At 44.3% G+C, this 14,065-nt stretch carries 7 protein-coding genes; 2 read left to right on the top strand and 5 right to left on the bottom strand.

All coding sequences use genetic code 11. The annotated features are described in order from the left end of the window. Positions 1-26: 26 nt before the first annotated feature. From BUB52_RS13740 to BUB52_RS13730, 3 genes are read right to left on the bottom strand one after another with little or no spacing between them, the layout of a single operon-like run. A complete protein-coding gene (locus tag BUB52_RS13740) occupies positions 27-3,116 on the bottom strand; it encodes a golvesin C-terminal-like domain-containing protein (protein ID WP_039950696.1) in 3,090 nt (1,029 codons plus the stop codon). Between the two features lie 23 nt (positions 3,117-3,139). Beyond that, complete coding sequence (locus tag BUB52_RS13735; RefSeq protein ID WP_009121807.1) at positions 3,140-4,585, bottom strand: sodium:solute symporter; 1,446 nt, start codon at positions 4,583-4,585, stop codon at positions 3,140-3,142. 57 nt (positions 4,586-4,642) lie between these two features. Next, complete coding sequence (locus tag BUB52_RS13730) at positions 4,643-5,809, bottom strand: exo-beta-N-acetylmuramidase NamZ family protein (protein WP_009121808.1); 1,167 nt, start codon at positions 5,807-5,809, stop codon at positions 4,643-4,645. 199 nt (positions 5,810-6,008) lie between these two features. Here BUB52_RS13730 and BUB52_RS13725 point away from each other — a divergent pair, with 199 nt between their 5' ends. Further along, positions 6,009-7,115 carry a putative glycoside hydrolase gene (locus tag BUB52_RS13725; RefSeq protein WP_009121809.1) on the top strand — a complete coding sequence of 369 codons (1,107 nt, stop codon included), beginning with the start codon at positions 6,009-6,011 and terminating at the stop codon, positions 7,113-7,115. A 93-nt stretch (positions 7,116-7,208) separates the two neighbouring features. Here the strand turns inward: BUB52_RS13725 and BUB52_RS13720 are convergent, their stop codons facing one another. Both BUB52_RS13720 and BUB52_RS13715 read right to left on the bottom strand, forming a co-directional pair. Continuing rightward, positions 7,209-9,077 carry a RagB/SusD family nutrient uptake outer membrane protein gene (locus BUB52_RS13720; RefSeq protein WP_009121810.1) on the bottom strand — a complete coding sequence of 623 codons (1,869 nt, stop codon included), beginning with the start codon at positions 9,075-9,077 and terminating at the stop codon, positions 7,209-7,211. 13 nt (positions 9,078-9,090) lie between these two features. Then, a complete protein-coding gene (locus BUB52_RS13715; protein WP_009121811.1) occupies positions 9,091-12,579 on the bottom strand; it encodes a SusC/RagA family TonB-linked outer membrane protein in 3,489 nt (1,162 codons plus the stop codon). Between the two features lie 578 nt (positions 12,580-13,157). Between BUB52_RS13715 and BUB52_RS13710 the strand changes: the two genes are divergently transcribed. Continuing rightward, positions 13,158-14,006 carry a hypothetical protein gene (locus BUB52_RS13710; RefSeq protein ID WP_009121812.1) on the top strand — a complete coding sequence of 283 codons (849 nt, stop codon included), beginning with the start codon at positions 13,158-13,160 and terminating at the stop codon, positions 14,004-14,006. Positions 14,007-14,065 lie beyond the last annotated feature (59 nt).

Genomic DNA, 14,065 nt, shown 5'->3' with positions numbered 1-14,065 from the left:
TGATGATTGGTTTTATAAATTTGTTTTTACTTCTTACTATTACTGCTGAAGAACGTCAGAATGGCGCTCATCAGGCAATCTCTTTCTTCCGCTGTGCGCAGTGACTCGAAGGGGAATCCTAAAACACAAGTCTTATAGCTTCCTTGATAAGCCACTCCGGCACTCAGATTATTCTCCGAATAGCGCATTACGGTATATGCTTCTTTCGTAGCGGGCTCGATGGCGTCAGGAGATTCCACAACGTAAGAATCCGTATTCAACTCATTATAATAAGTATAGTTTCCAGAAAGAGACGGGAACGGAGAAGCTACGCACTTTACTTTGCCCATCGTTGTGGCTTGTCCTGTACGCCACTTATATTTCAGAACTTCCGTGGCAAATTTCTTGTCTTCTTCATTGGCGGGAATCAGGCGATTATCCCATAAGTCGGTTCCTACATAGGCGCCTGATATAAAGATATTGCCGCCTTGGTTACAGTAAGATGTAATACAGTCTTGCATCGGCTTACTGAATGTTTTGAACTCCAGCGGTTTCACTCCGCCCCTGCCTATCTTGGTCTGACATTCTTTACCGAGGATAAGGTCGGCGTATTTATAATCGTTCAAGGTGACTTTTCCGTTTTCAACGGCTTCGTCGCTGCTGGAAACGAAAGAGTAACCGGATTTTAATATGGCAGCTCCATGCAGGGCAGGATAGTCAAATGTGTTTCCGGCGATAACCTGTGTTTCATAGTTGCTGTAACTGTCGCCAAAGCCGGATGCGTCATCATCCATCCAGGGAACGGAACGACGGTATTCTTTCATTTTTCCTATATAGCTGATATCTTTGATGTAAGGTACTCCGTGGTCTGATTCGTCCAGAAAACCGGCCAGCAATGTATCCGCCGGAGCCGGGGCTACAAAATCTGCCGGAGCGCTGATGCGGTCGAATCCGTTAACCACTAATACGGTACCCTTGCTGTTGAAAGCTTTTCCGGCTGAAAGAATCTCAGAGGGGAAACTCTCACCGCCTTTGTTGAGGGCGGTTACTTTATAGCTGCATACAACGCCGGCAGGGAGGGCGGTACGGTAACTGTTCTTATCTACCACTATGCCATTATCAAAATCTCCGTTGCCGATTCGGGTATAGACAATATATTTTTCGGCAGTGGCGGTCGGTTCCAAAGAGTCGGTCACCGGTTGCCAGGTCAGCTCAATTTCATTCTCGCCAATCATACGCAAAGCCATGTGGTCAACCGGTAGCGGTTGTACTACATAATCCATGTGGTATTGCGAACAGAGAAATTGTAACATGCCTTTGTAAATGGCGCGGCTGACGGTAAATCGGAAACGGGGGTCGATACCGTAACGCATATCGGCAAAGTTCTGATGAGAGAGCAATTCGAGCAACATTGTCGGTACTCGTGGCACACGAGCCTCATAGTACGATTGGTTCCATTTGCCGCGACGGGTCCATCGAGGCTCGTACAGTGTCCGAATATCACGCACGATATTGGATTGGATAAGGTCTGTCAGGTCATGAGACAGATAACGTGAGGCGCCATTGGCGAATACGCCGTTGTAAGCGTCTGTCTGATAGATGCCGAGTGTTCCGATGACAGAGTCGTTGAGTGTGGTTCCGGCGTCCGAGTGAAAAGCGAATGCCATATCTATCGGAATGTTCAGCCCTTTCTCTGTGGGATTGGCGGCAGAACCGCCGGCAAGGTAGTTCACCCATATGCCGCGGCTTTTATAATCATCCGTGTAGTCGTTCTTACCATGACTTTCGGAATACACACTGTCCGGAATTCCTGCCCATTGCATCCAATAGCGGGCGGCTTCGCAGAAACGGGGGTAACCGCTCTTTTGGTATTCGGTGACATAAGCCGATTGATGTGTCGCCGTTGTATTTCCTGTTGCGTTGGATGAATTGACGGTTTTGTCGGAACTCTTCAAATTATCAGTCGCTCCTTCTTCCGAGATGCGACGGGCAATGTTTCCCATACCGCCGCCAATCTTTACGGCATCGGCTGTCACGATTTGTCCGGCTTTGTCGGAACGGTTGCTCAGGGTTACTTTACAGGTATTGTTTTTTCCCGCATCGAAACCGAAGGTTCCTAAATAAATCCAGGTACCTCCTCCCATCTTTTGGTTCACTTTGAATTGAGATATCCCGCCTTTATGATAAACGGTATAAAGGGCGTCATCGCTACTGTTCGGGACGGTTTGATAAGACACGTAAACTGCGTATTGTCCGTTTTGAGGTATCTCAGGAATCCATTCGGCAATACTTTCTTTTCCTTTCTTGATAGTTTCTATGGTACGGAAAGTCCCCTCTTTGAAAGGGTTTTCAAAGTCTGTGTATTGCGAACGAAGATGCGCAAAACCTTTTCCGTTGCCTTGCATCCATGCCTTGTCTGCGGTATTTTCCACATATGCGGAGCGTGTATTAAGACAACCGTCATTGTCTATAATGATTTCGGCCGTCTGGCAGTCACGTTCGCGCGGAATCAGCACATTGGCTCCGGCATTCTCCAGCATCGGGATGAGATAGGGTAACACGAAACTTTGGGTGTACAGGTCTTCCACTGTTTGCAGACAACGGGCACGCTGCCATTCCCAGCGGTTGAGCTTCGGTTCGTAGTAGAAACCGTGACTCTGCCATAAAGCTATATGCCGGTTTTGCAGTCCGTTGGCAGGAGTATAAGGCCTGGAGACTTTGCTTACTAAAGGCTTTTCTACATTTTGACAGAATGTCAGGGATTTTTTATCTTTCTTTGAGCGCAATGCTTGCGGTATCAATTCTTCAATACTGTGTTTATTGGTACGTAACTGTAGCTTGTATTTTGTAAATCCGCTCGGTAACAAAGCGTTGATTCCTTGATAAATTTCCGCCACATTAGCTTCCCGAAAAGGAATATAGGAGCAGTTCATATTCGCGAAGAGCTGCAGGGTGCTGCCCTCTATGGCAACGGAATCAATCGTGATGCGTCCTATGGATATTTCTTTCCGCGCAGTGGCATCCAGAAATTTCCCTATCTTCCGGCGGGTTTCTGCCGGAAGCTCTTGCGCGCCGCCCAACTGGGGGATGAGGGCGGCGGCGAGCATGCTGAATAAAAAGTGAAGTCTTACACTCATGATGATGTATTAAGTTAAATGTTCTATTTGTCTTTCTTTATCAATATGCAGAGTCCGATGAATGTGAACAGTGCATTGAATATAAGCAGTTCGTAGCTGAACTGATAACCGTTGAACCATGCTTCCGAATTCTTTTGCAGGATAAAGCAGAGGAACGGGGAGACGATCGCTACCAGCGGTATGTATTTATCCCGTACCTGTTGCTTCATAAAGATACCGAAGGCAAATAAGCCTAAGATAGGACCGTACGTGTAGCTTGCCAGAATATATACGGCATCAATTACACTGGTATTGTTCAGCAGGTTAAATATAAAAATAGTGATACCCATTATTACGGCCATTCCTACGTGTACCCGTTTCCGTATCTTAACAATCTCTTCTTCCGTTTTTCCTTTGGTGCCGAGAATATCTACGGTGAAAGATGTTGTAAGAGCCGTCAAGGCGGAACCGGCCGCCGAATAAGCGGAAGAAATCAAGCCGATAATAAACAGGATACCTACAATGGCAGGGAAGTAGTTTCCGGTAGCGATTACGGGGAAAAGCTCGTCGCTTTTGTCTACCTGTATTCCCTGGCTGTTGGCGAATATGTAAAGCAATACGCCCAGCATCAGGAACAGCAGAATCACGAAGAACTGTGAAATGACACTGGTAATCATATTCTTTTGTGAATCTTTAAAATTCTTACAACTGAGATTACGCTGCATCATATCCTGGTCTAATCCGGTCATGGCTATCATGGTAAACGCTCCGGCAAAGAATTGCTTGAAGAAATATTGTTTGCCGTTGACATCGTCGAAGAAGAATATACGGGACATATCACTGTCGGCAATTGTACTTATCATGCCGGTAAAAGACAGATTAAGGTCGGAAGCGATGTAACAGATACATAGTACGACCGATACCACGAGGCAGAAAGTTTTCAAAGAGTCTGTCCAAATGAGTGACTTTACTCCGCCGCGGAACGTATACAACCATACCAATGCTACGGTGATAGCCACATTCAGAATAAACGGTAATCCGAAAGGTTCAAATACTAACAACTGCAATGTCAGGCAGACAAGGAATAAGCGTACTGCCGCCCCGAGCATTTTGGAGATAAAGAAAAACCAGGCTCCGGTCCGGTATGAGGACATGCCGAAACGGTTCTCCAGGTATTCGTAAATAGAAACCAGGTTCATCCGATAGAATAGGGGCGTCAGGACAAAAGCAATAATTAACTGTCCGGCAATAAATCCCAATACCATTTGCAGATAGCCGAAGTTACTTGCGGCGACCATGCCGGGTACGGAGACATACGTTACTCCGGATATGCTGGAGCCAATCATTGCAAAGGCTACCACATACCAGGATGATTTGCGGTTACCTACAAAGAAACCTGCATTGTCTGCTTTTCTGCCGGCAATGTAAGATACTGTAAATAGTATTATAAAATAGACGGCGATAGTGATGATAACGGATAGTGGACTCATTGTTGTGATCGGGTATTAGTATTTACAGGTTGATTAGTAATTGTTTTTTATGAATGATTATTCTTGGTACAACAAATAAGGTTTCCGTTGTTCCTTGAACTTTTCCACATCGCCTTTCCAACGGCTTTTTATTTCTCCGGCGCTTTTTCCGTCTTCTATCATTTTACGAACATAGTCGGTTCCAACTAACAGTTCGAAGAAAGGGCGGAAAAAATGATCACCCATATTCAGATTCTTATACGCATCGATTATGTAGCTCAGGTCTACTCCGCGCTCCCAGATTTCCTCGTCGCTCATATTACTGAGGTTTACACCATGGCACAGTTTGTTCAGTTGCGGAGGATTTTTGGCTCCGGGAATGCTTTTAGGTGTAAAGCTGTAATTATAGCCTGTCATGTTGGGATGGCCGTATACCTGAAAGGGGAGTGAGGTCCCTCTGCCCAGACTGACGGGCGTAGCCTCAAAATAGCAGGTAGCCGGATATAGATAAATGGACTTCATGTCGGGCAAGTTGGGAGAAGGTGGAATCGGCAAGACGTATTTGGTCTGATGTGTATAGTTCTTACAAGGTATAACGGTAAGGTCGCATACGCGTGAAGCCGGCAACCAGCGTTCGCCGTTTACCATTAACGCCAGCTCGCCCAGCGTCATTCCGTGTACGATGGGGATAGGCAACCAGCCTACTCCGGATTTATATTTCATATCCAGTATCGGGCCGTCTACATAATGTCCGTTCGGATTGGGACGGTCCAACAATAAAACCTTGCGGTTGTATTCCGCACAGGCGTCCATCAATCGGCACATTGTGATATAATAGGTATAGAATCGCAAGCCGACGTCTTGTATATCGATAACCAGTATATCAAATTTTCTCATGGATGCTTCACTCGGCTTTTTGTCTTTTCCGTCATAAAGGGAAAGGATGGGAACCCCTGTTTTTTTATCAACGGAATTGGATACATGCTCTCCCGCATCCGCATCTCCGCGGAAACCGTGCTCGGGTGAAAAGATTGCTACTACGTTGAATTTGTTTTCCAGCAGAACATCCAGTAAGTGCTTGTCTCCCACCATTCCGGTGTGATTGGAGAAAATCGCAATTCGTTTTCCTTTCAGGATTGGAAAATACTCTGAAGTTTGTTCATCGCCTAAGATAATGCGCTCTTTTTGCGCTTGACACAATAATGAACTACATAGCAGAATGGTCAATAGTAGCAGCTTCTTCATAATAGTATTATTAAGGGGAATTTGTATGGAACAAAGATACTTTTTATTTTAATATCAAAAACAATTATTTGCGAATATTTAGTATTATAATTATTAATTTGCAATTAATTGACGCAGGCATTAGCTGATATTCAAGAAAATACTATCTTTGCCACCATGCGAATTTAATTTATGTTGTATAACTCTTAAAATCATCATCATGAAAACTACTTATTTATTTGTAGCACTTGTTTGTTTTTTTTGTTACAGTGTATTGCCGGTTTCTGCAAAAAGCAAGAAGAAAACACCCGTAACAGAACAGAAAATTGCTTTAGGCGTATGGGACGATGTGGATAAAACGGCTTCGGTAGATTCTATTATCCGCTGGATGAAGCCTTTTGATGAGGCGGGAATTAAAAACTATTACATGTGCGGCTCTCCTGAGGAAGTGGCACGTTATATCGAGGCTGCCAAGTTCTATCCGGGGGCGAAGGTACATGCTTGGATGTTTACGGTGAATGCTCCCCGGGATTCTGCGGCATTGGCGCATCCGGAATGGTTTGATGTCAATCGTGTAGGCTATAATAGCCATGAGTACGATCCTTATGTAAAACATTATAAGTGGTTGAGCCCGTCTGTTCCGGAAGCTCGCCGGTATATGAAAGATAAGGCGGCTTCGTATGCGGCTTTAGAAGGATTGACTTCTGTGCATCTGGATTTTATCCGTTATAATGATGCCGTATTGGGAAGACGGTTGCAACAGTATAAATTTAAAATTCAGCAGGATACCTATCGTGCGGAATATGATTTCGGCTATCATCCGGCAGCGATTGAAAAGTTCAAAAAACAGTTCGGTTATTCTCCGTTGGATTTGCAGGCTCCCTGGATGAGTCCGGAATGGTTGCAATTCCGTTTGAATGAAGTTTCCTCTCTGGTCAACGAAATTGCCGGCGAAACCCACGCTAAGGGCAAGTTACTTTCGGCTGCGGTATTTCCGTATCCCACCCGTGCGCGTATGACGGTATATCAGGACTGGCCTACATGGAAGCTGGATATCGTATGCCCGATGAACTATCAGTCTTTCTATTCGGAAAGCCTTGACTGGATACCGTTTAGTGTTGAGAACGGCTTACGCGAGACTTTCCATAAAAATAAATATGTTTCCGGTTTGTTTGTACCCGATATTACAGCGGAAGAGTTGTATCAGGCGGCTAAATTATCCATTGAGGCAGGAGCCGATGGGGTCAATTTCTTTAATGCCCGGGCTTTATTGAAAGACGGAAAGCTGGAAGCGGCGAGAAGAATTAATCAGGAGTTCAATTTATAATAATTCATAGACAGAGTATTATAAAAAAGAGGTATATTAAGAATGGAAGCCGCTCCCCTCCTTAATATACCTCTTATCGGCAATGCTCTTCTGTTACCAGAGAGTTGTTTGCGTTAACTTATATCCTTTAGCATTATACTCGTTGATTTGAGCCTCACCTACAGGAGCCAAATATGAACGATCGCTGAAGTCATCTCTTGCTTCGGCAGCTTCCGGGACATAAAAACCTTTCATTTCGTCGGCATTGGTTCCGTCATAGGTTATGTATTTGTATCCGTTACCATCAGGCACTGCCACAGTCGTGATATCAATATTGTCCTCCTCAAGATAGTTGGGAAGTTCTGCTTTTAAATCTATCCATAAGCCGAGCATTGTGTCCGGATATGTTTTATTATTCATGTAATGCAGCTTCTTCCAGCGTTTCAAATCAAGCAGGCGGGAATGTTCGTACACAAACTCCATTCGGCGTTCACGGCGAATTTCCCAAATTAACGGATCTACGGCATAGTCACCGGCTACTAAATCTCCCTTATCTCGTGCGGGGTCGAAATTGTCTGTTATCTCAGCCAGTTGCATGTGTCGTGTTTTCTGTAAACCTTTGCTGATAGCGGTTTCGTCAAGAGGACGGTCGCGAATCTTATTGATTGTATTATCGATATCGTCTTGTGTAACAAGCTCACCACCCATTAACGCCAATTCTGCTTTAGCTTCCAGCCAGTTCAACATTACCTCTGCCAGACGCATGACCGGATAGTCGTTTGTATTAGTCATACTGCCATATTGGGCAGGATAGGTACCGCCGAAATAAGTGGGGCCGACACGGTCTATGAATTTCCAACTGTAAAGCAGTGTACCGGCTTGAATGCGCGGCTCGTCCCAAAATGTCGCCTCAAAACGCGGGTCGCGGGTTTTAGCCATATTCTCGATATCAAGGTTGTCCGCATCCGCAAGGCTTGAGTTTTGGTACACTTTACCGTCATTGCAGATGAATGATTTCGCTAATGCCAGAGTGGCGCCGCCTTGACTTTCCGCACCGTTGGAGTAAGAGGCCACACAGTGGGTTACGCTGACACCAGCATCATAGTGTCTGTACATTAAAACTTCTTTGTTTCCGCTCAAATCCATCGAACCGAACAGGCTCTTGAAGTCACTGGAGATTTGCCACTGGTTGTTGCCCAATACCAGTTCACCTGCCTCTTTCGCTTGCGTCAGGTATTTTTTTGCAAGTTCGGTATCGCTTTTGTGATATTTCTGCCAAGTTCCTTCAAATAACATCAGGCGGCTGATGAAACCGGCAGCGATATATCTGTTCAGATATTGGGTACCGTCATTTTTGCGGATGTTGTTTAGTGCAAAATCAAAATCTTCGTATACATATCCCATTACTTCATTACGCGGAGTACGGTCTTTGTACATTTCATCGGTATCCGCATCGGTGATGGACTTGCTGTAATAAGGCACATCGCCAAAGGTTTCCACTAAACGGCAGTATTCAAAACCGCGTAAGAACCGGGCTACTCCCATCCAATGATTGTAAGTTTCTTCTTCTAAGACACTTTTATACTGCTCCAACTTGTCAATCATTATATTCCATTTACGTACCCAGGCAAAGTTCCAGTTGCCGGCTGCGTATTGGGTAATCCATGAATTGGCAAGGTCGCTGGTATTGTAGCTGCCGCGACTGGTAGGAATCGTATTTTCAAAGGAAGTCTGTTTTCCCGATGACGCGTTGTCGTCAGAAAAATTATATCCTCTCAGAGGAGCGTAGGCGCTACCCCAACTGCTGTTATACCCTACAAAATAAACGGGGTATGCTTCGTTAACATACAACCGATATTCGGTATCGGTCTTTCCATATGTTTCATCCAATGGTTTCGTCAGTACCGGACGTTCCAGAACCGAGTCGCATCCGCTTATTATAAAGGTTGCGGCAGAAAGTAAAGCAAATATATATTTTTTCATATAATTCTGTTTATTAGAAGTTCAACTGTACACCTACTGATACACTCTTGAAAGTTGGAGTTCCCACACCTGTACGGCCACTGTTGTAGTTCTCTGTGTCGAACATGGAATAACCTGAGATGGCTTCCGGATCGATGGGGAGTCCGTTCAACTTGTCAAATGTAAAGAAGTTTTCCAATGCCAGATAGATACGTGCTTTTTGCATGCGTACCTTTTTGATGATATTTTCCGGAAGAGAATAACCTAATGTGATATTCTTGATACGGAAATAAGACATGTTTAATAGATAACGAGACTGTTTGTAATAGTTATAAGCATCGTTTGAACCGGCTTGGTTCCACGGGCGCGCATAGAATGCTCCGGGATTATCTTCAGTCCAGTAGTCGCTTGCGATAGCATCGGGAAGAGCGCCATCGGCGGTATTGTAGCCGGGGATAGCCAAGAATCCGTTACCCCATATCTGACGCTTGCCTACTCCTTGCATGAAGACAGAAAGGTCGAAACCTTTATAGTCTGCTCCTAAACGGATACCATATTCGAATCTCGGTGTCTCATTACCGATTACTTCTTTATCTCCCGGATCATCTACCGTACCTGCGCCATTACCTAATTTACCGTCACCGTTTAAATCGGCGTATTTCACATCACCCGGACCGAATTTGAAGTCACCCGATTGCAGGAAGTCTTGATATACTCCGTTCGGATCTTTCAATTTGTTCATTTCTTTGGCGCCGGCAGTTCCTGCCGCCACTTCTTTTCCATTTAATGCCCATACGGTTACTAACTCGCCGTTATTATCGTATACGAAATCATCTTTCTGGTATAAGCGTTCGGTTCTGTAACCCCATATTTCGCCATACTTCTTGCCCACATAATAATCACTGATTAAACGGGTGTCACTGTATTCTGTGATTTCTGTTTGGGCGTCGGATAATGTAAACATGGCGTTGATACCCAAGCCGTTATTAAAGCGATGGTTGTAGTCTAATGAAACTTCCCAGCCGCGTGTTCTTAAAGAACCGTAATTTCCTTTAGGAGCTGCGGCGCCGAAAGTATAGGCTACGCCCGCGCCCGGAACAATCATATTACGCGTATCACGTTGATACCAGTCAAAGGTAACGCCGAAATCACCGTGGAAGAAGCGTGCGTCGAAGCCTAAGTCCAGTGTAGCGATGTCTTGCCAGGTAATGGAAGTTGCTACGGCTGTCGGGGTACCGCGATAGAATAATTTCTGTCCGTCGGCGCCTAACCAGCTAACTTGTCCTGTACCCAGAGAAGACACATATAAGCCGTTATCTACGGTCTGGTCACCGATAATACCCCATGAACCGCGGATTTTGAAAGAGTTGAGTGTCGGTTTTGCCCATTCCATGAAAGCCTCTTCGCTCAAACGCCAGCCGGCAGAGAATGAGGGGAACCAACGCCATTTCATTCCGGACGGGAACTTGGATGTACCGTCATAGCGCAGATTGGCTTCCAACAGGTATTTTTCTTTATAGTTGTAGTTGATACGACCGAAATAACCCATTTGGCCTTCCCACTTTTGGTTACCGCTTGCTGTTTGAGTACCTACGGCGAGATCAAACTGGGGATTGGTAATATCGGTTAAGTCCGTAATTTGTGACCAGTTATCTTCATAATCGTAAGTCACCAAGTTCATACCGAGCAAGAATTTGAAATTGTTGTCATCATTCAATTGCCAGTTATAATCTGTTGTGGCATTGAAAGTATGGCGACGGGCTCCCGAAGATTTTCTATAAATGTGGTCGGGGTTGGCGCCGTGAGCCGTGTACTCTTGATATGGCAATTCATATGCCGGCATCGCGCCTTCTGCGGTTGCTGCTACCTGCTGGCCTAAATCGTTTACATAGATTTGGTTGCCTGCCGCATCTGTTTTTAATGTACCTGCCATCCATGCATTGGCTGCGCTGTAACGGGTTCCCGGTCTTTTGATGACACCTGTTTCGCTGGCGTAAGTATAATCGAAATCAAACTTCCAGTCTTTTGTGACATTCACTGTTGTTCCCAGGCTTATGTTTAGATAGTTGTCTACTTGTGAAGCCGTATTGGCCTGTTTGGTTTCAGACCATGGGCTGCGCAGGTCGTTTCCGTCCTCATTGACTCCTAACGGCATGTTAGGTCCCCAACGGTATAAGTACAACCAGGGGTCGGCCGTAGTAGATGATGTTGCGTATGGATATCTCTTGTCGCGTGAAGAGAAGATAGAACCGGCACGTACGGTCAAGTATTTATTAATTTCGGTACTTAAACGTACGGATGCGTTATAACGGGTAAAATCGTCTTTCTTGGCGGGTTTCATCATACCGTTTTGGTGCAGGTAACCCAGACCGATATTATAAGTTGTTTTTCCACTTTTTCCGTTGATTGAAACGTTGTGCGAGTGGGTCGGCGCCCATTCGCGTACCATATAATCGTATGGGTCAAATGTCCTTAGACCAATATTCCGTCCATTGGCATCCACATACCAGTCTCGTCCGTATACATACGGATCGTCAGGTCCTAATTTGCCGCCATACTTGTTTTGCCATTTGCGAGCGCGTTCCAAGCCGGACTCTGTCATGTAGAATGATATACCGCCGGTGACGGTCTTTCCTGAACGCTTCATGGCTTCCACGCTATATTCCAAAGCATTGAGTTGTCCCATTTTCATCTCTTTAGCCATATTCTGGAAAGAGAGATTTCCCTGGTAGGAAACATTGACCTTGTCGGTTTTCGCTCCTTTTTTGGTTGTAATCAATACTACACCGAATGCTGCTTTAGCACCATAGATGGAAGCGGATGCGGCATCTTTCAATACGGAAATGCTTTCTATATCATCAGGGTTGACCATCTGTATAGAGGGGATTTCCACATTATCCAGCAAAATCAAGGGTGTTGCCTCACCTTCGATAGAACCGACCTGTCCACGTATTTTGATAATCGGGTCGGAACCGACTTCACCGCTTGGCACTTGGATAGACAAACCCGGAGTGGTACCTTGTAAGCCACGGCCGATATCGGCAATGGGACGTCCTTCTAATGTCTGATTTACATTAACAGAAGAAACTGCTCCTGTCAGATTTTCTTTCTTTTGTGAACCATATCCTACAACCACTACTTCATCCAGTAACTCGGTGTCATCTTTTAATACTACTCGCAAGTTAGGACTGGCCTTTACTTCCTGGGTGGTATATCCCACAAAAGAGATTTGCAGGATAGCTCCTGCCTTGACATTCATTTTGATTTTTCCGTTGATGTCTGTAATTCCACCATTGGTGGTACCTTTTTCTATGACGTTGGCACCGATAATGGGTTCTCCTTGGGCATCTACTACTAATACGTTTACAGCGACAGATTGCATCTGTTCGGTTATACCATGATTTTCATGGGAAGCAGACCGGGCAGCAAAAGTGTTACCGCTGCCAAGAAACAGTGCGCAGATAGCTACTGTCATGAGGATCTTATGATTTGCAATTCCTCTTTTTTTGCGATCTTCATTCATAAGTGATTGATGATTTTTTGTTAATAAAAATAGTTTCTCCAATTAGGTAAAAAATGAATGGATGAGGGGTAGAATGAACTATATCCTCTGAGATTCTTTCATTGCTTCATAGGCGTTTTTCTATTTAAAGGTTCATAATTGTATATGTTATCTCTCTTTTTTTCTCTTCTTTTCCAAGTCCACGAGGAACTCGGGCGGATTTTCTTATTCGCATGGATGGTATCAGGATAAATTAAAAAATCGGATTACAGTTTTTTTCTGTATGTTGTATATCCATTAATCGCTACGGCTGCGGACAATAATTCGTCGGACGGTTGTTGCCCTTGCGTTAGACATCTGTTATCCTTTCGTTAGACAGTTGTCTAACGAAAGGATAACAGATGTCTAACGAATTAAAATAAGTAACCGGCTGTTTATTGGTAGCAGATGCGCAAACAATTATCACCTTGCAAATATTTTATTCTATAAAAGTAATCCGCAATGATGGATACAGACCATAAAGCAAACTTTTTGAAGAATTATCGCAGAAATATTAAAAATAACTATATATTTGTATTCAATTCTAAAACTAACTACCTATGAAACTGATTGCGGAAAGTGGTTCTACAAGAACTGAATGGGCCCTGGTTGAAGATAACCACTTGATACAGCGTGTTTTCACCGAGGGACTTAATCCTTTCTTCCAAACACGAAGGGAGATTAGCCGGAGTGTACGCTTAGGGTTGCCCGAGATTTTTTTCAAAAGGAAATTAGAACAAGTATATTATTATGGAGCCGGATGTACCTCTTATGAGAAAAAGAATATATTGGGTGCATCATTAGTAGCACAATTCAAAACCCCTATCCAAGTGGAAAGCGACCTTCTTGCGGCTGCCCGCGGTTTGTTCAAATGCGAGGCCGGTATTGCTTGTATCTTGGGAACCGGCTCTAATTCATGCTTTTATGATGGAAAAATCGTAGTCAAGAATGTCAAAGCGGGCGGTTATATCTTAGGTGATGAAGGCAGTGGAGCCGTACTGGGTAAAATGTTTCTGTCTGATGTTCTAAAAGGATTGGCGCCTAAGTATGTGATGACAGATTTTTTTGAGAAATTCCGTATCAGTCCCAATGAAGTGATGGAATCGGTGTACAACCGTCCTTTCCCGAATCGTTTTCTTTCTACGATTTCTTATTTCTTAGCTGATTACACTAATGATGATTATGTGTTCAATCTGATAACCAGTAATTTAAGAAGCTTTTTCACTCGAAACGTATGCCAATACGACTACAAAAACTATCCTATTCGATTCGTTGGTTCGTTGGCCAACAGCTATGCAGCCATACTGAGAGAAGTTGCCGGTGAATTTGGAATCGGATTGGATGTAATTGAAGAAACTCCGATGAACGGACTGATAGAATTCCATTCTTTAAATATTGAAGAACCTTAAACTCTTATATATATAAGGTATATAGAAGTAATCTTTGCAAATTTAAAAGTATAAGGTTA

Source organism: Bacteroides clarus YIT 12056, from assembly GCF_900129655.1.
Classification (GTDB): domain Bacteria; phylum Bacteroidota; class Bacteroidia; order Bacteroidales; family Bacteroidaceae; genus Bacteroides; species Bacteroides clarus.
Note: the sequence above shows the minus strand (reverse complement) of the source record. Positions and strands in the feature narration are given on the sequence as shown.

Bases quoted from the DNA above. Each gene is read 5' to 3' on its own strand.
- BUB52_RS13730 (WP_009121808.1), bottom strand. From the start codon at position 5,809: ATGAAGAAGCTGCTACTATTGACCATTCTGCTATGTAGTTCATTATTG.
- BUB52_RS13725 (WP_009121809.1), top strand. From the start codon at position 6,009: ATGAAAACTACTTATTTATTTGTAGCACTTGTTTGTTTTTTTTGTTAC.
- BUB52_RS13740 (WP_039950696.1), bottom strand. From the start codon at position 3,116: ATGAGTGTAAGACTTCACTTTTTATTCAGCATGCTCGCCGCCGCCCTC.
- BUB52_RS13715 (WP_009121811.1), bottom strand. From the start codon at position 12,579: ATGAATGAAGATCGCAAAAAAAGAGGAATTGCAAATCATAAGATCCTC.
- BUB52_RS13710 (WP_009121812.1), top strand. From the start codon at position 13,158: ATGAAACTGATTGCGGAAAGTGGTTCTACAAGAACTGAATGGGCCCTG.
- BUB52_RS13735 (WP_009121807.1), bottom strand. From the start codon at position 4,585: ATGAGTCCACTATCCGTTATCATCACTATCGCCGTCTATTTTATAATA.
- BUB52_RS13720 (WP_009121810.1), bottom strand. From the start codon at position 9,077: ATGAAAAAATATATATTTGCTTTACTTTCTGCCGCAACCTTTATAATA.